This is a genomic window from Lawsonibacter celer (assembly GCF_014281125.1).
GTDB classification, from domain to species: Bacteria; Bacillota; Clostridia; order Oscillospirales; family Oscillospiraceae; genus Lawsonibacter_B; species Lawsonibacter_B celer.
On record NZ_JACOEA010000001.1, the window covers coordinates 836,886 to 854,737 of the forward strand.

The 17,852-nt window shown below is 63.8% G+C and carries 15 protein-coding genes; 8 read left to right on the top strand and 7 right to left on the bottom strand.

The genetic code is table 11. The features are described 5' to 3' along the window. Positions 1-72 precede the first annotated feature (72 nt). Positions 73-3,651, bottom strand: coding sequence for a helicase-exonuclease AddAB subunit AddA (addA, locus tag H9Q75_RS04055; RefSeq protein WP_186564839.1), 3,579 nt, complete (start codon positions 3,649-3,651; stop codon positions 73-75). A gap of 73 nt (positions 3,652-3,724) precedes the next feature. Here addA and H9Q75_RS04060 point away from each other — a divergent pair, with 73 nt between their 5' ends. Further along, positions 3,725-3,898, top strand: a complete 174-nt coding sequence (locus H9Q75_RS04060) for a hypothetical protein (RefSeq protein WP_186564840.1) — start codon at positions 3,725-3,727, stop codon at positions 3,896-3,898. On the opposite strand, the gene H9Q75_RS04065 is transcribed toward H9Q75_RS04060, so the two are convergent. The 4 genes from H9Q75_RS04065 to H9Q75_RS04080 all read right to left on the bottom strand — a co-directional run bounded on the left by H9Q75_RS04065 (position 3,849) and on the right by H9Q75_RS04080 (position 10,203). Then, positions 3,849-7,181, bottom strand: a complete 3,333-nt coding sequence (locus H9Q75_RS04065; protein ID WP_186564841.1) for a PD-(D/E)XK nuclease family protein — start codon at positions 7,179-7,181, stop codon at positions 3,849-3,851. The genes H9Q75_RS04060 and H9Q75_RS04065 overlap by 50 nt on opposite strands. A 101-nt stretch (positions 7,182-7,282) precedes the next feature. Next, positions 7,283-8,758 (bottom strand): IMP dehydrogenase, encoded by a 1,476-nt coding sequence (guaB, locus tag H9Q75_RS04070; protein WP_186564842.1) that lies wholly within the window; start codon positions 8,756-8,758, stop codon positions 7,283-7,285. 75 nt (positions 8,759-8,833) lie between these two features. Beyond that, positions 8,834-9,580, bottom strand: coding sequence for an acyl-[acyl-carrier-protein] thioesterase (locus tag H9Q75_RS04075; protein ID WP_186564843.1), 747 nt, complete (start codon positions 9,578-9,580; stop codon positions 8,834-8,836). A 2-nt stretch (positions 9,581-9,582) separates the two neighbouring features. Continuing rightward, positions 9,583-10,203, bottom strand: coding sequence for a hypothetical protein (locus H9Q75_RS04080; protein ID WP_186564844.1), 621 nt, complete (start codon positions 10,201-10,203; stop codon positions 9,583-9,585). A gap of 149 nt (positions 10,204-10,352) precedes the next feature. Between H9Q75_RS04080 and spoVAD the strand changes: the two genes are divergently transcribed. Both spoVAD and spoVAE read left to right on the top strand, forming a co-directional pair. Continuing rightward, entirely contained in the window at positions 10,353-11,366 is a 1,014-nt protein-coding gene (spoVAD, locus tag H9Q75_RS04085) for a stage V sporulation protein AD (RefSeq protein ID WP_186564845.1), read from the top strand. A gap of 12 nt (positions 11,367-11,378) precedes the next feature. Next, positions 11,379-11,747, top strand: a complete 369-nt coding sequence (gene spoVAE / locus H9Q75_RS04090) for a stage V sporulation protein AE (RefSeq protein WP_186564846.1) — start codon at positions 11,379-11,381, stop codon at positions 11,745-11,747. Between the two features lie 70 nt (positions 11,748-11,817). Here spoVAE and H9Q75_RS04095 read toward each other — a convergent pair whose 3' ends face one another. Next, entirely contained in the window at positions 11,818-13,806 is a 1,989-nt protein-coding gene (locus H9Q75_RS04095) for a bifunctional metallophosphatase/5'-nucleotidase (RefSeq protein WP_186564847.1), read from the bottom strand. 304 nt (positions 13,807-14,110) lie between these two features. Here H9Q75_RS04095 and infC point away from each other — a divergent pair, with 304 nt between their 5' ends. From infC to H9Q75_RS04115, 4 genes are all read left to right on the top strand, one after another. Then, positions 14,111-14,662 (top strand): translation initiation factor IF-3, encoded by a 552-nt coding sequence (gene infC, locus H9Q75_RS04100; RefSeq protein WP_186564848.1) that lies wholly within the window; start codon positions 14,111-14,113, stop codon positions 14,660-14,662. Positions 14,663-14,714: 52 nt separating this feature from the next. After that, positions 14,715-14,918 carry a 50S ribosomal protein L35 gene (gene rpmI, locus H9Q75_RS04105; protein ID WP_186564849.1) on the top strand — a complete coding sequence of 68 codons (204 nt, stop codon included), beginning with the start codon at positions 14,715-14,717 and terminating at the stop codon, positions 14,916-14,918. A gap of 35 nt (positions 14,919-14,953) precedes the next feature. Beyond that, positions 14,954-15,310 carry a 50S ribosomal protein L20 gene (rplT, locus tag H9Q75_RS04110; RefSeq protein WP_186564850.1) on the top strand — a complete coding sequence of 119 codons (357 nt, stop codon included), beginning with the start codon at positions 14,954-14,956 and terminating at the stop codon, positions 15,308-15,310. Positions 15,311-15,440: 130 nt separating this feature from the next. Beyond that, the gene (locus H9Q75_RS04115; RefSeq protein ID WP_186564851.1) at positions 15,441-16,292 is read left to right on the top strand and encodes a DegV family protein; all 852 of its coding nucleotides are present in this window, start codon (positions 15,441-15,443) and stop codon (positions 16,290-16,292) included. Between the two features lie 43 nt (positions 16,293-16,335). Here H9Q75_RS04115 and H9Q75_RS04120 read toward each other — a convergent pair whose 3' ends face one another. Continuing rightward, on the bottom strand, positions 16,336-16,866 hold the full coding sequence (locus tag H9Q75_RS04120) for a ferritin-like domain-containing protein (RefSeq protein ID WP_243200661.1): 531 nt from the start codon (positions 16,864-16,866) through the stop codon (positions 16,336-16,338). Positions 16,867-17,067: 201 nt separating this feature from the next. Here H9Q75_RS04120 and trhA point away from each other — a divergent pair, with 201 nt between their 5' ends. Further along, positions 17,068-17,820, top strand: coding sequence for a PAQR family membrane homeostasis protein TrhA (gene trhA / locus H9Q75_RS04125; RefSeq protein WP_341480897.1), 753 nt, complete (start codon positions 17,068-17,070; stop codon positions 17,818-17,820). Positions 17,821-17,852: the final 32 nt, after the last annotated feature.

Consider the following 17,852-nt stretch of genomic DNA (forward strand, 5'->3'; position numbering starts at 1 on the left):
CACGCCTTATAAACGCTATGATATGATAGCACGTCCCAGGGGAAAATGCAAGTCTTTTTTTCTTTTTCTTTCCTACTGCTCCACCGCCCGATCCAGGGCAAAGAACCAGAGCGCCCGGCGTATGACCGGCCGGCCGGTCATGGCCTCCAGGGCGCGGCTGTACGCCTCCAGCTGGGGGCGGTAGGCCTCCGCCCGGGCCTGAACAGTGCGCTCCGTCACCCGGTCGGTCTTGAAGTCCACCACCGCAAGGCCCTCCGGAGTCTCAAAATAGCAGTCCACCACCCCCTGCAGCAGCACCTGCTCCCCCTCTCCGGCCCGGGGGTCATAGTCCGCCGCGCGGACCAGCAGGGAAAATTTGAACTCCCGCCGCAGGGTAGGTGCTCCCTTCAACTCCCGCCCCAAGGACGATGCAAAGAAGGCGGCGATCCGCTCCGGGCGAACCGCCGCCCCCTGCTGGGGGGTAATGAACTGCCCCTCCACCAGGCGGGCGATCTCCCCAGAGATCTGCTCCACGCTGTCTGTGCGTGCAAAGTCGATGTACTGCATCACCAGGTGCAGAGCCGTGCCCCGCTCCGCGGGGGTAAGGCCCAATTCCTCGGCGGCAAAGCGGGGCCGGCGGAAAGTCATGGGCCGCGGCGGACGGACGCTCTCCTCCTCCACCTCACCGTCCAAGGCGCGGCCCTTGAGCTGAGTGGCGGTGAGCTTGGAGGGCAGGTCCACGTCCCCCTGGTGAGGATAGCGCCACCCCAGCCGCCCGGCTAGGCCGGCCGTCTCCTCCGGCCGCCGGGCCGTCTCTCCCATTGTCCGCTCCCGCCGCTCCGGCGGCCGTGCAAAGGGGGCCGCGTCCACAAATCGCACGTCCCACGCCGGGCCTAGGTCCGTTCCGTTCTGCTCCACCTCCGCCCCGGCCGCGGAGCGGAGGGCCTGCGCCTCCGGGCGGCAAATAGCGGGCAGCAGCACCCACTGCCCCACGCTCTGACAGCCCAGCAGCACCTGGGGGTCCACCGGGCAGGACGCGTCCGGGGCCAGCTTGGCCAGGTCCTCCCCACCCCGGGTGAGGGCGCAGGACAGAATCAGCTTCTCCTTGGCCCGGGTCATGGCCACATACAACAGCCGCAGCTCCTCTGCCATCATCTCCCGCTCCAGCTGGCGGGCCACCGCCCGCCGGGCCAGGGTGGGGTATTCCACCCCCCGCTCCGCGTCCAGCCGCTTGGGCCCCACCCCCAGCTGGGGGTGGAAGAGGATGGGCCGGTTCATATCCTCCCGGTTGAGCCTGCGGGCCAGGCCGCACAGCAGGACCACCGGAAATTCCAGGCCCTTGGAGCGGTGGATGCTCATAATGCGCACACCGCCCCCCTCCCGGCCGGGGGCGGGCAGGGCCAGGTTGGCCCCGTTGGCCCGCAGGCGGGTCAGGTAGGACAGAAAGCCGAAGAGCCCCTTGTGCCCCGCCCCCTCAAAGCGGCGTGCCAGCTCCGCCAGAGCCAGCAGGTTGGACTGGCGGGCCTCCCCCTCGTCCATGGCACCAAAGATCCCCAGCAGGTTGGTGCGGTCGTAGATGCGCCAGATCAGCTCATGGCTGCCCCGGTCCCCCGCCTCAAAGCGCAGCTCGGCCAGCTCGGCCAGGAAGGCCCGGCTGTCCTCCCCCGGGTCGGCACACAGCGCGTCGTAGAAGTCCGTCCCCGGGGAACCGGCGCGGATCTGGGCCAGCCGGTCGGCGGAAAAGCCGTACACCGGGGAGCGCAGCACCGAGATGAGGGGCACGTCCTGCCGGGGGTTGTCCGCCACCTCTAGCAAGGAGAGGGCCACGTTCACCTCGGTGGCGGCAAAGAAGTCCCCGCCGCCGTCCGCCTCCCAGGGAAGATCCAGCTCCCCCAGGGCGCGGGCGTAGTGGTGGAGCACCGTGCCCGGGGAACGCAGCAGGATCACCACGTCGGCCGCCCGGGCGGGCCGCCGCCCCCCCGCCCCGTCCGAGACGGAGAAGCCATCGTCCAACAGGGTCCGGATGCGGCGGGCGGCAAAGCGGGCCTCCAGAAGGTCCCGGGCGGGCTTGCCCGTGCCGTCCTCGCTCTCCCCGTCCTCCCCGGCGGAGCAGTCCAGGGCATCCAGCTCCACCGCGCAGCGCCCGTCCTCCGGAACGGGCGCGCCGGGGTAGAGGGCCTCCTCCGGGGTGTAGTCCATTTCGCCGAATTCCGTTGACATTATGTTGTAGAACAGGTAGTTGACCCCCGCCAGCACCTCCGGCCGGGAGCGAAAGTTCCGGGAGAGGACCACCCGCCGCTCCTCCCCCTCCGCCGCCTCGGCGGAGGGCTTGAAGGCGCGGTATTTCGTAAGGAAAATGGTGGGGTCGGCCAGGCGGAAGCGGTAGATGGACTGCTTCACGTCCCCCACCAGGAACAGGTTGCGTCCGCCCCGGGAGAGGGCGGAGAAGATGGCGTTCTGCACCTGGTTGGTGTCCTGATACTCGTCCACCATGATCTCCTCGTAGCGCGCCCCCCACTGGTCGGCCAGGGGAGTGGGAGCCCCGTCCGGACCCGTCAACAGCTTCACCGCCAGATGCTCCAGGTCGGCAAAGTCCAGCAGGCCCCGGCGCTCCTTTTCCGCGGCATAGGCCGCCTCAAAGTCCTTCACCAGGGCAAAAAGCCCCCGCACCGCCGGGTGCACCGCCCGCAGGTCAGCCAGCAGGTCGGCGCTGGAATCGGTAAACCACTCGGCCAGCTTGTCCATGCGCTTTTTGCAGGCGGCCCGGATGGCCTTCACCTGCTCGGCCAGCTCCGGGGCCTGGGTCCCCTTTTTGCTCCCCGCCCGGGGGAAGGGGATGGGCAGGGCGGCCGCCGCCTCGTCCCAGCCGGTTCTTGTCCCGGCCAGAAAGGCCCGCAGGCCGTCGATGGTGGCGGAAATGGTGCCGCCGTAATTGGCGTCCACCGCCCCGTCCAGGGCACACAGCTCCAGAGCGCGGGCCATGCGGCCCAGCCAGTACTCCCCCTGGCGTCGGGCGTCCTCCAGCAGCAGGCGGCCCCAGGGGGTTTCCCCCGCGTCCTCCACGCCCTCCAGGTCAAAGACCCGCTCCTGCCCGTCCAGCCAGGCCGCCGGGTCCGGGTGGGCCTGCACCCTCCCCCGGACGTCCAGCACGATCTGCATCAGCCGGGAATCGTCCCGCCCGGCGGACATGGCGTCCACCAGCTGGGCAAAGTCGCTCTCCGGGGCCAGGCCCTCATAGCGGGCATCCATTACGTCGTTGAGGGCGCGGAGCATGAGCACCCCCGCCTCCCCCTCGTCGCACAGGCGGAAATCTGGGTTCACGTCCAGCAGGTGGCCGCACTCCCGCAGCAGCTGGGCGCAGAAGGAGTGTATGGTGGAGATCTGCGCCTTGTAGACCAGGGTGGTCTGGCGGCGCAGATGCCCGTCCCCGGGGTGCTCCGCCAGCCGGGCGGAGAGCTCCTCCACAATGCGGCCCCGCAGCTCGGCGGCGGCGGCCTTGGTGTAGGTGATGACCAGGAAGCGGTCAATGTCGATCCCCTCGCCCTCCACCCGGGCCAGAAGCCGCTCCACCAGCACCCGGGTCTTGCCCGAGCCCGCAGCCGCGGACACCAGCAGCCCGCCGCCCCGGCTGTCCACCGCGGCCTGCTGCTCACAGGTCAATGGAAACGGCATGCGCGCTCACCTCGCTTTCTCACTTCTCTCTAACACTCATCGGACAATCTCCCTCCGGTCGCTTGAGCCCCACATGAGCCGCCTGGAGACGGCTCTTTCCTTTTCCGATCTGGAGGCGTTCTGGTCCGAGCTGAACAAGCTGTCCATGCTGGAATATGATGGGGCCTTCTGCGCCGGCCTGCGGCTGGGGGCCCAGTTCACCCATCAGCTTCTTTTTCAACCGCCTGCCAAAACGCCTCGCCCTTGACCGGGGGCAGGTAGCGCCGCCGATCCCCGCCCCGGCCCTCCTCAAAGTGGCAGGCCTCGGCGTACTCGCACCACTGGCAGGCGTTGTGCTCCGGCCCACGCCAGAAGGGGTCGGCGGCGATGTTCCCCGCCGCCAGCTCCCCGGCGATGTCCCTTAGCACCCGGGAAATATGCCTTTGCAGCTTCCCCAGCCGCTCGGCGGACACCAGGGCTTCCCCGGTGACGGCCCCGGCGCGGTTCACCCGCACGGGCAGGAAGCGCACGCCCTCCTCCCCCGGGCGCTCCATGGCCTCCAGCACCTCCGGATCATCCAGTACCAGGCCCTTGCGCCTGAGCTGGGCGTCCACCTTCTTCTGCCGCTCGGCCTCGGTCATGGAGCGGCTGCCCGCCACCACTGCGTCCCGTGCGGGCAGGTAGAGCACCCCCGCGGGCACGATCTCCCTTCCGTAAAGGGCTTTCCCCTCCCCCTCCAGGGTGAAGAGGTAGAGGAGCATCTGCAGACCCATGCCGTTCCAGATGTCAGTCAGGTCGAAGCTCTTGCGGCCGGTCTTGTAGTCCACCACCCGGAGGTAGAGCCGCCCGTCCTTCTCCCAGCCGTCCACCCGGTCCACAAAGCCGGAAATGCTGACGGTCACCCCGTCCACGTTCAGCTCCACCGGGGGCAGGTCGCCTCTGGCGCCGAAGCCCAGCTCGAAGGAGATGGGCTGAAACTCCGAGGCGGCCAGCTCCTCGGCCACGTTGTCCACCACCAGGTAGACCGACTTCAAAAGCCGGCGGAAGAGATACTGGAAGCGGGGCGTCTCGTGCTCCAGACCGCCCAGCTCCTCGGCCACATAGCGGTCCACCGCCTGCTTCGCCAGGGCATGCAGCTCCCCCTCCTCCAGGGCTTTGACTCCGCCCCGCTCCTTTGCGCCCCGCAGCACATGCTCCAGCACGTAGTGGACAAAGGTGCCGTACTCCGGGGCCTGGAAGCCGGCGGGCCTGCGGGGCTCTGCCCTCAGGCCGTACTGCATGAAATAGGAGAAGTGGCAGGACTTGTAGCGATCCATACGGGAGGCGGACATAGGCACACGGCTGCCGTACAGCTCGTCCACCGCCGGACGGCTGAGCCGGCCCCGCTCCATGCGGGCGGCCCGGCGCATCCGCTCCACCAGGGGGGCGTACCCGGGCAGTTCGGAGAGGGCCTCCCCCACCCCGGGAAAACGGCCTGCCAGCTCCAGCGCGGGCCGGGGGGCTGCCAGGCGGAAGGAGCCGTCCAGCGCGTCCTCCTGCACCCGGCCCGCCCTGGGGAACAGCGCGCGCAACTTGTGCCAGAGGAAGGAGGGGCGGCGCTCCTCCCCCTCCGCCCCGGCAGCGGCATAGCTGACATAGAGACGCGCCCGGGGCAGGGCGCAGGTCTCGTAAACAATGGTCATCTCCCGGTAGAGCTTATCCGACAAACGTGGGGCGGGCTCCAACCCGTAGGAGGCCAACAGGCTGCGGTCGTCGTCGTTCAGAAGTCCCGGCGAGGGGGCGGCCTGGGGGATGGCCCCGTCATCCGCGCCCAGCAGGAAAAGCACTTTACACCCTTTGTGGGCCAGACGGGGCATCTCCCCGGCGGTGGCCCGGTCCAGGGAGACGGGAATGGAGCCCACGTCGTACTGGGAGAGCACCAGGGAGAAGAGCCCGGCAAACTCGTCCAGCTCCATGGGCGTGTCCCCCAGAATGGCCGCGCACTGCTCCAGAGCGTTGCAGAGAATATCCCAGAGCTGGGCGTATTCCTCCGCCAGGGCGGCCTGGCCCCGCTCCAACAGGGCCTGGGTGCGCTCGCTCAGGCGCTGGGCAAGGCCGATGGTTTCCAAAAAACTGTAAAGGGCAACCGCCTGTCCGCGCCCGGTGCGGTCCCGATTTTTCCGCAGGGCCTCCAGGGGGGCCACCGCCCGGCGGCGGACGCCGTCCAGCCGCTCCAGCAGAGCGCGGTCGCCGTCCGTGAAAGGCAGTCCGTACCCCCTGGGGTGCATGGTCCACGGTCCCTTCTGGGTCCAGCGGCTCCCCTTCAGGTCCCATTTCAGGGCGTAATTCTCCAGCAGGTCGCACTCCTCCTGGGAGATCCCGGTCAGGCCGGTCTTGAGGCAGCGGAACAGGTCGTCATACTGGTAATTGCCCGCCACTGTCTCCAGAGCGGCGGTGATGAGGGCCAGCACGGGCTTTTGGAGAATGTCGCTCATGCGGCTGAGAAAGACCGGCACCCCGTAGCGGGCGAACACGGTCTCAATCAGGGCGCCGTAGTCCTCCATGCTCCGGGCGCACACGGCCATATCCCGGAAGCGCACCCCCTCCTCCCGGGCCAGGCGGACCATTTCCGCCGCCGCCCACTCCACCTCGGAATAGGGAGTATGGGCGGTAAACAGGGTCAGCTCCCGCGCCTCCCCAGTCCAGGGGGCGGGGCGCTGGTCAAAGAGGTGGGCTTCCAGATAGGCAAGGGATTCCGCCTTACGGGCAGCCTGCTGCGTGCGCACCTGAATTTCCTGGGGAACCCCCTCCTCCCGGGCCAGGCGGATCAGCTGCCGCGCGGTGCGGCGGGCGGGAGAAAAGACGCCCGCGCCCCCCTCGTCCTCCTCCAGCCGGTCGCAGGTGAGGGCCACGGTGACGCTGTGGGCCTGGGCGAGCAGGCGGCGGATGACCTCCCGCTCCTGGGGAGTGAAATCGGTGAAGCCGTCGATGTAAATGTCCTGCCCGGCGGCCCAGCGGGTCTCTTCCAGGGCGGCGGCCAGGCGGGTGAGCCTGTCCCGGGGGTCGGCCCCCTGGCGGGCGGTCAGGGCCTCATAGGCACCGTAGATCAGGGACAGGTCCGTCAGCTTGTCCCCCTCCGCTCCTCCGGACGCCTCCCCGGCGGTCCACAGGTGCTCCGGGGTGATGCCGCAGCTCTTCAGCTCGTCCACCGTGGCCGCCAGGCCGGAGAGAAAGGCGGGCTTGCGGGAGGGCCGCTGGTAGACCTTCAGCTTAGGGGCCACGGCCTTTCGCGCCGCGGTCAGCAGCAGCAGGCGCCCCCCAGGATCAAGCGTGGGGGCCGCCAGCCCCCCGGAGACGGCGAACACCCGGCTGGCCAGCCGGGTAAAGGAGAGCACTTCGGCGTACAGGGAGACTGAATCGCCCCCCAAACGGCACAGACGGCGCTCCGCGTCGTGGGAGTGCTGCTCCGGCACGATGAGCAGCTGGGGCCGCGCCCCGCCGCTCTCCGCCACAGCGCGCAGCAGCGCGGTGGTCTTCCCCGTACCGGCCCGGCCCAGCAGCAGCTTCAGCATTGCGCTCCCCCCTTCCAACAGTTTTGTTTTATTATAGCATGTTTTCCACTGCAAGAAAAGACCGCGCCGGTTCTCCGGCGCGGTCAGCATTCCGCTTTCGCTTACTGCGGATTCAGGGTATAGTTGGGCGCTTCTTTGGTGATATAGATGTCGTGGGGATGGCTCTCCTTCAGGCCGGCGGAGGTAATCTGCATAAACTGGGCCTTTGCATGCAACTCCTCAATGCTGCGGCAGCCAGTATAGCCCATGCCGGAGCGCAGGCCGCCCATCAGCTGATAGATCGTGTCTCCCGTGGGCCCCTTGTAGGGCACACGGCCCTCCACGCCCTCGGGCACCAGCTTTTTGTTGTTGTCCTGAAAATACCGGTCCCGGGAGCCCTTGGACATGGCGCCCAGGGAGCCCATGCCCCGGTAGACCTTGAACTGGCGGCCCTGGTAGACCTCGGTATCACCGGGCGACTCCTCACAGCCGGCCAGCAGGGAGCCCAGCATGACCACGCTGGCCCCCGCGGCCAGGGCCTTGGGAATATCGCCGGAGAATTTGATGCCGCCGTCGGAGATCACCGGCACGCCGTATTCGGCTGCCACCCGAGCTGCGTCGTATACAGCGGTAATCTGGGGCACGCCAATGCCGGCCACCACTCGGGTGGTGCAGATGGAGCCGGGGCCGATGCCCACTTTCACACAGTCGGCCCCCGCCTCGATGAGCGCTCGAGTGCCCTCGGCCGTGGCCACGTTTCCGGCGATCAGCTGCACGTCGGGGTAGAGCGCCTTGATACGCTTGACACAGTCGATCACGTTATGGCTGTGGCCGTGGGCGGAGTCCAGCACCAGCACGTCGACCCCGGATTCCACCAGCGCGGAGACCCGGTCCAGCACATCTGAGGTGGCCCCGATGGCAGCGCCCACCAGCAGCCTGCCCTTCTCATCCCGGGCGGAGTTGGGGTAGACGGTGGCCTTTTCAATGTCCTTGATGGTGATCAGACCCTTCAGGCGGAACTGGTCATCCACAATGGGCAGCTTCTCCACCTTATGGCAGCGCAGGATTTCCTTGGCCTGCTCCAGTGTGGTCCCCTCCGGCGCGGTGACCAGATTCTCCTTGGTCATCACATTGTCAATCAGCTTGCTCATATCGGTTTCAAACTTCATGTCCCGGTTGGTAATGATGCCGATGAGCTTTCCGTTGTCACAGATGGGCACGCCGGAGATGCGGTACTTGGCCATCAGCTCGTCCGCCTCGGCCAGGGTATGGCCCGGGGCCAGGAAAAAGGGATTGGTGATCACGCCGTTCTCACTGCGCTTGACCATGTCCACCTGCTCCGCCTGCTGGCCGATGGACATGTTCTTGTGGATGACGCCGATCCCGCCCTCACGGGCAATGGCGATGGCCATGCGGGACTCGGTAACCGTATCCATGGCGGAGCTCATGACCGGAATGTTCAGGGTGATCTTTTTTGTCAGCCGGGTGTGCAGATCCACGTCCGCCGGAAGCACGTCGCTCTCCGCCGGGATCAGCAGCACGTCGTCAAAGGTCAGGCCCTGTTTCAGGAACTTCTGGCGTACGTCGGTATTGACCATACGATATCTCCTTTTGTCTTTCTGGGGGACAGTCCCCTCGAGTTTTCCTTATTCTACAAGATATACGCCCAATTATCAACACTTTTCTAGCGGAGAGAGAGCGAGCATTCCATCAAAGCGGCCTACACCGCCGCAGTCCGCTCCATGGACAAAGCAGCGCTCCCCCTGCCAGGCGGCGGATAGGTCCAGCACCTCCCCCGCGCGGCACTCCTTCAGGTAACCCACCTGGAGCTCCGAGACAAAATGTCCCTTCAGGCGCTCCTCCAGCCGGGCCGCGTCGGCAATGGCGTCGGCGTAGCGCACATTGTTGACATGCCCATTGCTGTCCGTGTCGCTGTAATGGAAGCGGCGGCGCTCCACCAGCGCCATCTCCTCCGGCATCCGGAGCTTGGAGAGGGTCTTTTCCTTACACAGGGTTCCTCCCCAGGTGTCCTCTATCCCCGCCAGCCTGGACATGCGCAGCAGGCGGCGGCTCTCCACGTCGGCCAGCACCCAGGTGCTCACCGCCTCGCCCACTGCAACGCCGTCCACCAGCAGGTCAAAATCCCGGTAGAGGGCTGCGCCCCGGTCCGCCCGGTGCCAAGTGCGCACGGTAACCTGCTCGTCCCACATCAGCGGCCGCTCCAGACGGTACCACATGCGGGCCACCATCCAGATGGCGTGGCAGCGCTCCATTATCTCCGGGCCGGAAATATGGATCTCGCAGGCCGCCTGTGTGGCCGCCTCCTGCAGCATTTCCAGCACGCCTGAGGGCCGGCACTGGTAGTAGAGCCCCGCCGCCCCCGCGCTTACCCGATACGATGCCTCGTAAAACACATCCATACTCAGCGCCCCTCTCCGCCGCGGATGAGCAGCCTGGTCTTGCAGCAGATGTCGTCAATATCGTCCGCCGTGGCCGCCGGAATGCGCATCGCCGCGCCGCAATCGGCGCAGAACAGGTCGACGGAGCTGTAATTTACCTGCAGCTTCCACCGGTGAGAGCCGCAGGTGCAGGAGATCCCGTCCCGCTGGGCAATCTCCTTGAGCTCGGAGAGCACCTCATGCATCACCAGCTCGTCCAGAAAGGCCCCCCGCTCGCCGTCCTTCGGCCCCAGCTTATCCGTCGCCCCCTCCAGCCGCTTCATGGCGGCAAAGACAGGCCCCTCCTCGCCCACGTAGCAGCAGTCCAGCCCCGTGGCTGCGCAGGAAAACGCCAGCACCTTTTCCTCCAGCAGGGCGCGGGCCGAGCAGGCCACAGTGTGATCCCGGCCGCAGGCCAGGCAGGGCACGCACAGCCGGGCGTGGGTCCCGTCCGGCTCCACCCGCAGAGCAGATTTCCCGCAGGGGCAGGGCAGTCGGCTGGCCGAAGCGGCGAGCTGAAAGGCGCTGCGCTCCACGATCACGGGCTGGCGGCAGGCGGGACAGACATAGGCCAGGGTACGCATGGGTTCTTTCAAGGGGTTCATCCTCCCTCTCTCGTCAAAAAATGAGTAAGAGATATTATACCTCTTTTTCGGCCGCTTGACCAGTACATTCGTTCCAAAATGTAAGCGGATATTTCCTCTCTTTTGGTGAATACTAAGGCCGATTCTTTTCGCAAAGAGAGGTAATCCCTATGACCACAAAAAAATTGGGGCGGCAGACGGTGGCCCTTGCTACGCCGCCCTCTATCGCCGGCCATGCCAACGTGGTTGGCAAAAAGGAGGGGGACGGTCCCCTCGCCTCCAGCTTTGACCTGATCGAACAGGATGATACCTTTGGAGAAAAGAGCTGGGAGAAGGCGGAGAGCGCCATGCAGAAGCTGGCTCTCTCCTCCGCCCTGGACAAGGCCAAGCAGCCCGCCTCCGCCATGGACTATATCTTTGCCGGAGACCTTTTAAACCAGTGCATCGGCACGGGCTTTGCCGTCCGCGGGCAGGACATCCCCTTTTATGGTCTGTACGGGGCGTGCTCCACCATGGCGGAATCCCTCTCCCTGGCCGCCATGATGCTGGACGGCGGCTTCGGCGAGTGGGCGGCCGCCATGACCTCTTCCCACTTCTGCTCCGCCGAGCGGCAGTACCGCACCCCTCTGGAATACGGCTCTCAGCGCACCCCCACCGCCCAGTGGACCGTGACCGGCTCCGGCTGTGTGATCCTGGCTCGGGAGGGGGACGGCCCCTATATAACCCATGTGACCACGGGCAAAATTGTGGACAAGGGCATCAAGGACGCCAACAACATGGGTGCCGCCATGGCCCCGGCCGCCTACGAGACCATCAAGGCCCATTTTCAGGACACAGGCCGCAGGCCCTCCGACTATGAACTGATCGTCACCGGCGACCTGGGAAAACTGGGCTACGAGATCGTCTCCGACCTGTTCCGGAAGGACGGCATAGAGCTGAACCATTTTGCCGACTGCGGCATGCTGATCTACGACCTGGAGGCCCAAGACGTGCACTGCGGCGGCTCCGGCTGCGGCTGCTCCGCCGTGGTGCTCACCGGGTATCTGCTCAACGGCATGCGCGCCGGCCGCTGGAAGAACATTCTCTTCTGCGGCACCGGCGCTCTGCTCTCCCCCACCTCGTCCCAGCAGGGGGAGAGCATCCCCTGCATCTGCCACGCGGTCAGCATTTCTGTGAACAAATAAGGAGGAGCGGATATGGACGTTTTCTGGGAATATGCCAGAGCCTTCCTGTGCGGCGGTATTCTGTGCCTCATCGGACAGGTTCTGATTGATAAAACCTCGCTTACCCCGGCGAAAATTCTGGTCATCTATGTGGTCTCCGGGGTGATTCTGGGTGGGCTGGGCCTCTACAAATATATTGTGGAATGGGGCGGCGCCGGGGCCACGGTCCCCCTGACCGGCTTCGGCTATCTGCTGGCCAAGGGCGTGTCCAAGGCCGTGGAGGAACAGGGGGCTCTGGGTGCGCTCACCGGCGGGGTCACCGCCGCCGCTGGTGGCATCACTGCCGCCATCTTCTTTGGATACCTGGTCGCCCTGATCTTCAAGCCAAAGGGGAAGGGTTGACAAGGAAACGGGGGATGCTGCGGCATCCCCCGTTTCCTTGTCTGTATTCCGCGGCTGCGCACCCGGCGCCTCAGCCCCGGTAGGGGCGGTAGCCTGAACCCCTGCGCTTCCCGCAGTATCTCGTCCGCCGGCCCCGGGTGGCAATCCGATACGCCAGGAACACCACCAGGACAATGACCGCCAGAGCCACGAGCAGCACCAGCAGCGTAATCCAATTGGGATGCTTCAGCAGCTCCACCGGATTCCAGGAGGGTGCGGACACCTTCCGCCCTTCCGACGCGGCATATCGGCTGTCCACAGTGCCCATGGACTGAAGATAAGAGGCCAGAGCATACCACTCCTTGACTTCGCTGCCATTGGCATTGTGTATGATGTGCGCCTCGTAGTCGTCAATCTCGAGGCCCTGGGCATCCTTGGGCGTGATGGAGAGGATGCCGAAGGATTTGGCGTTCACCGCGCCCAGCATCTGCCCGGAGTAAAGGCCGGTCACCACCCGATAGAGCCTGTCGTCCTCCAGCGGGAGCACAGAACCGTCCGGGAGCACCTGAGCGCAGCTGGTCACCTTATTGAAAATCATCCGGTTGGGGTTGTAGCTCCAGGTCATGCCCGCCGGGTACAGTTGGGCGGCGGGCATCAGCGGGGTGACAGAGGCGTCCACCTCAAAGGCGTCCTTCAGCTCCCTTCCGGTCAGCCAGACCGACACCAGGGGGTAGCCCGGCGTGCCGTCCCCGCCGGACCCCAGTGAGGAGACGTTGAAGGCGTCCGAGGTGGAAATGTCCCCTTTGGCAAAGGACGCCCGGATCACGCCTGAGGCCACCACGGCGAAATCCACCGGCACATAGTCCTCCCCTTCGGCCTGCTGCACCGCGTAAATATAGCTGTCGGCGATCAGGCTGCCCAGAGGGTCCTCCTCCTGGGTCTGCGCAAACTGGCCGATGGGCGTAAAATCGAATGGGCTCTGCGCCAGCACCTGGTCGAAGCTCAGACCGTAGCCGGCCAGATAGGACGTGTCCACTTCCTTCTTGAACCGCGCCGCCATGGCGGCCATCTCCGGGTCGTCCGGCACCGTCTCGTCCACCGGTACAAGGCGGTACTCCTCACAGGTCACGGCCCCGTCCGACCCGCTACGGCCAATGGTGAGCACCCCCAGGTTCTGGGTGTACTCCCCGCAGGAGACGATGAGGGTGTCGTTGACGCGGATGGGCTCCTCCGTGGTGGAGTGGGTGTGGCCGGAGACAATCACGTCGATGCCGTCCACCGCTTTGGCCAGCTCATGGTCCTCCCCCTTGCCGTCCGTAGTGCCGGAGTGGGAGAGACAGATGATATAATCGGCCGCCGCCTGCTCCTGAATCTCCGCCACCACACGCCTAGCCGCCTCGGCAATGGGGGTAAACTCCATGCCGGACATGGGGGCGCACTCGTCGGCGTCCACCCCCAGTACGCCGAATACCGCCACGCGCAGGACGTCCTGCTCCTTTCCCCGGAAGCCGGGCCGTTCCAGCACCACATAGTCGGTCACGCCATAATTCTCCCAGGCGTCCCAGCTGCGCTGGTCGGTCTGCGGGGGCTGATAGTTGGCCTGCACCAGGGCGGGCAGCACTTCCCCGCTGGCCGCGGCGGCATTGAGCATGTCCGCCAAGCCGGAGGCGCGGTAGTCAAACTCATGGTTGCCCAGGGTGGTCACATCGTATCCCATGGCCCCCAGTGCGCGCAGCTCCGGGGCTTCGGTCGCGTAGACGGTCTGAAATAGGGAGCCCATGGAGAAATCTCCCCCATCCAGGGTGACCACCGCCCGGCCGTTCGCCCCGTAGGCCGTATCTGCCGCTGCCGCCGCCCGCTCCTGTTTCAGCAGGGTTGCCAGGCGGGTATAGCCGCCGTACTCCCCTCCGCCCTCCGCGGGCGAGGGCAGAAAATGGTCGTGGGTGTCGTGGGTAAACAGGATGGTCAGGGAATCCGGGGTCATCATAGGGGTATCTGCGCGCGCTGCAGGCGGCAGCGCCCCGACCAACAGCAGGGCCGCCGACAGCAGCGCCCCCAACCGTGCAATGATCCGCTTCATTTCTGCGTCCTCCGTTTTCTTTCATCCATTTCGCGCAGGATTTTCCAATTCATTATACCTGCTTCCCCCTCATTCCGTCAACCGGATTCGCCGCGCCGGCCGGCCAAGAACGAAAAATTCCTGTTGACAAGGCGCTCCCTGTCTGGTATACTATCACAGCACAATAAAGCAGGAACGGTACCCCCGTCCTCACCTTCAGCGCACTGCGAAGAGGTCAAGATTCGTTTTTTGGCGCGCCGGCTATCCGGGGCTGTCAATTCATGGGATGCGGGTACCTGACTGGTAGCCGCTTTTTTGTACGTTTTTGAATTGGAGGTGCTTTCGTATCAGCAAACAGGGTCATCAGATCAATGAAGAAATCCGCGATAAAGAGGTTCGTCTGGTCTCTGAAACCGGTGAACAGCTGGGCATCATGTCCGCGCGCGACGCGCTGGAGCGCGCGGTTGAGCAGAATCTGGATCTGGTCAAGATTTCGCCCACCGCGAATCCTCCCGTGTGCAAGCTTATGGACTACGGCAAGTTCAAGTTTGAGCAGACCAAGCGGGAAAAGGAAGCGCGGAAAAACCAGCATGTGGTGGAAATCAAGGAAGTGCGCATGTCCCCCGGCATTGACGTGAACGACTTCAACGTCAAGCTGCGCAACGCCCAGAAGTTCTTGGCCGAGGGCAACCGGGTCAAGGTCACTGTCCGTTTTCGCGGCCGCGAAATGGCGCATACGGACATCGGACGCGGCCTGCTGTTGAAGTTCGCGGAGCAGTGCGGCGAGGTCGCCGTCATGGACAAGGACCCCAAGCTGGACGGACGGCATATGTCCATCTTCCTGTCTCCCAAAGTCGCAAAGGAAGTCAAAAAGTAAGGACCGCCTGCGGTCCGGTCCCTTGTATTAATTCGTAAAGGAGAAACCGATTATGCCTAAACTGAAGACGCACAGCGGTGCGAAGAAGAGATTCAGCCTGACCAAGAGCGGCAAGGTCAAGCGCGCCATGACCAAGAAGCGTCACCTGCTCAACGGCCACGGCAAGACCACCAAGCTCAAGCGCGCCCTGCGCGGCACCACCTACGCCGACAAGACCAACGAAGCCGCCATCAAGCGCATGATCCTCTACAAATAAGAATCACTTTTACCTGAACATAGGAGGCTTTTACAATGGCTAGAGTTAAGGGCGCGATGATGACGCGCAAGAGAAGAAATAAGGTCCTCAAGCTGGCCAAGGGCTACTGGGGCGCCAAGAGCAAGCACTTCAAGATGGCCAACGAGCAGGTGATGAAGTCCCTGTCCTACGCCTACACCGGCCGCCGCCTTAAGAAGCGCGATTTCCGTCAGCTGTGGATCTCCCGCATCAACGCCGGCTGCAAGATGAACGGCATGAACTACTCCACCTTTATGAACGGTCTGAAGAAGGCCGGCGTATCCATTAACCGCAAGATGCTTGCTGAGCTGGCGGTCAACGATAAGGCTGCTTTCACCGCTCTGACCGACATGGCGAAGGCCCAGCTGGCCTAATACGGTTCTTTAGCAGCCCCAGACACCTTGTCCGGGGCTGTTGGTCTATTCCATTCCGGCACTGCCCGCGCAAGCAAATGGGGCTGTCACCGAGACATTTGTACAGAAGAGCTGACGCTCAGGTGGAATTATGAAAAAATTTATTCTTCTTGTGGAAACCGGCGCTGATATCCCCAAGGATCTGGCGGAACGGTATGAAATTTACATAGTTCCCATGCACGTCGGTTTTGGAGACGTGGTGAAGGACGACGGCTCCTTTCCCACCACCGAGGTGTGTGAATACTATGAGCGCACAGGCCGGGTGCCCAAGACTATGGGCTGCAATCCGGAGGATTTCACCAAGATCTATGACCAGATTCACGCCCAGCACCCGGAAAGTCACATTCTTTACATGGCCTATTCCGCTGTCACCACCTGCTCCTTCCAGAGCGGGAAGATTGCCGCGGAAGGACGGGATTACGTTTCCTGCATCGATACCAAGCATGTGACTGTCGGCCAGTGCTCGGCGGTGATCCGTCTGGCCCAACAGCTGGAGCAGCATCCGGAATGGACGCTGGCCCAGGCAGAAGAAGCGGCACGGCAGATCTGTGGCACGGTCCGGATGTGCTTTATCCCCAGTAATCTGGATTACCTTCGGGCGGGCGGACGGGTCAGCAACGCCACGGCAATCTGCGGCAACCTGCTGGGCATTCATCCAAAGATCGAACTGGTAGACGGCTATCTGCGGGCCACCAAAAAGTATCGCGGGAGGATGGGTAAGGTCCTGTGCCGATTGATCTCCGATTTCGTCGCGGAGAACGCGTTGGAGAGGGAGGAGCTCTGGATGGGGCACACACCGGGTTTCACCGAAGAGCTCAAGCAAAAGGCCAATGCCCTGGCACAGGAGCTTGGCTTTCAGATGATTCACTGGATTCACACCGGCGGAGTCATCACCACCCACGGAGGCTCCAATGCGTTCTGTATTGCCGGCTTTGCCAAATAAAGCGTTTCAGCGGACGGCCTTTTGGCCGTCCGCTTTTTTTATTTTATCGACCGGCATGCGCATATTTTTCCCGCAGACAAGTCAAAATCTCAATATGGGATTCCTCGTCCTGGAGAATACGCTGCAGGTTTTCCACGACATTGCTGTCACGGATCCACAGGCATTGGCTCCGATACTTCCGGATCGAAGCCTGCTCCGTCTGTATGGCGCCATAGAGCAGCGGTCCCAGCCTCCGCTGATAAGTCAGCCACTCCGGCGTCCACCATACATGGCGTCCCTTCCACACGCTCCACAAGCGCGGATCCGCCCCCAGCTGCTGGGCCAGCGTCCCAAATATCTTTAAGTGATGCATTTCTTCCATGCTGATCTGACGCAGCGCCTCAGCCACCTCCGGCACGCCTTCCGTCACCAGCTGCGCATACACATACTGGCCCACCGCTGACATTTCCGAGTTGTTTCCGCCCAAATTGCTCAGTATGGCCCGCGCATACTGCGGATTGCGCCCCTGCGCGCGTACCGGTGGATAGGGCTGTGCCGCCGCTACAGGCACCCTGCTCATTCCGGCCTGTTCCATATCCGCCGCCTCCTCTCTTTGTGCCTGTTCCATCTCTATGCGCCCTTTTCTTGTCCCATTCTCTCCCCGTTGTTTTCCAAATATAATATTAAAAATTATTTTTTAATATTATATTGATTATATATAATGTTTTGTGATATACTATGATTAGCTTCAAGCCACCACTTGGACCGCGCTTCACCGCGCACGGAGGACCGCTTTATGAACCATGAACAAGCTCTGCCCCGGATGGACCGGCAGCTGTACTACCACCCCCATACGCTCCGCCGGAAGACATCCGCCAAAAAGGAGCGTGACCCATATGACGGCCTGCGCCCCTGGTCGGCCTACACCCACGGCATAGGCGCCATTTTTTCCGCCTTGGGCATGCTGTTGCTGCTGGCCCGCGCCGTGGCCTTGGGCAGCGGCATATGGCACATTCTGTCTTTCACCGTATATGGGTTGAGCATGATCTGCCTCTATACCGCCAGCACCCTATATCACAGCATAAACACCTCGGTCCAGGGCCGCATTGCCCTGCGGAAATACGATCACTCCTCCATCTATTTTCTGATCGCAGGCACCTACACCCCCATGTGCCTGGTTGTCCTGCGGGAAAGCGGTGCATGGGGGTGGGTGATGCTGGGCCTGGTGTGGGGACTGGCGCTGGCCGGGCTGATTCTCAGCGTGGCCTGGATCTCCGCCCCCCGCTGGCTCTCCGTGGTCATCTATATCGCCATGGGCTGGCTGGGCGTATTCGCCTTTCAGCCGCTGCTCCACTCGCTTCCCGCCGAGGGTTTTTTCTGGCTGCTGGGCGGAGGCATGCTCTATACCGCAGGCGGTGTGCTCTATGCCGCCAAATGGCCCGGCCGGAACAATCCCCGCTTTGGGTGCCACGAAATCTTCCACGTGTTCATTGTGCTAGGCTCTGTATTCCACTTTCTGATGATGTATCGGGTGGTGGCGTTGCTTTGAAACAGACGACAAAAAACCGGATCGGAGACCGA

Bases quoted from the DNA above. Each gene is read 5' to 3' on its own strand.
- addA (WP_186564839.1), bottom strand. From the start codon at position 3,651: ATGCCGTTTCCATTGACCTGTGAGCAGCAGGCCGCGGTGGACAGCCGG.
- H9Q75_RS04060 (WP_186564840.1), top strand. From the start codon at position 3,725: ATGAGCCGCCTGGAGACGGCTCTTTCCTTTTCCGATCTGGAGGCGTTC.
- H9Q75_RS04065 (WP_186564841.1), bottom strand. From the start codon at position 7,181: ATGCTGAAGCTGCTGCTGGGCCGGGCCGGTACGGGGAAGACCACCGCG.
- guaB (WP_186564842.1), bottom strand. From the start codon at position 8,758: ATGGTCAATACCGACGTACGCCAGAAGTTCCTGAAACAGGGCCTGACC.
- H9Q75_RS04075 (WP_186564843.1), bottom strand. From the start codon at position 9,580: ATGGATGTGTTTTACGAGGCATCGTATCGGGTAAGCGCGGGGGCGGCG.
- H9Q75_RS04080 (WP_186564844.1), bottom strand. From the start codon at position 10,203: ATGAACCCCTTGAAAGAACCCATGCGTACCCTGGCCTATGTCTGTCCC.
- spoVAD (WP_186564845.1), top strand. From the start codon at position 10,353: ATGACCACAAAAAAATTGGGGCGGCAGACGGTGGCCCTTGCTACGCCG.
- spoVAE (WP_186564846.1), top strand. From the start codon at position 11,379: ATGGACGTTTTCTGGGAATATGCCAGAGCCTTCCTGTGCGGCGGTATT.
- H9Q75_RS04095 (WP_186564847.1), bottom strand. From the start codon at position 13,806: ATGAAGCGGATCATTGCACGGTTGGGGGCGCTGCTGTCGGCGGCCCTG.
- rpmI (WP_186564849.1), top strand. From the start codon at position 14,715: ATGCCTAAACTGAAGACGCACAGCGGTGCGAAGAAGAGATTCAGCCTG.
- rplT (WP_186564850.1), top strand. From the start codon at position 14,954: ATGGCTAGAGTTAAGGGCGCGATGATGACGCGCAAGAGAAGAAATAAG.
- H9Q75_RS04115 (WP_186564851.1), top strand. From the start codon at position 15,441: ATGAAAAAATTTATTCTTCTTGTGGAAACCGGCGCTGATATCCCCAAG.
- H9Q75_RS04120 (WP_243200661.1), bottom strand. From the start codon at position 16,866: ATGGAACAGGCCGGAATGAGCAGGGTGCCTGTAGCGGCGGCACAGCCC.
- trhA (WP_341480897.1), top strand. From the start codon at position 17,068: ATGAACCATGAACAAGCTCTGCCCCGGATGGACCGGCAGCTGTACTAC.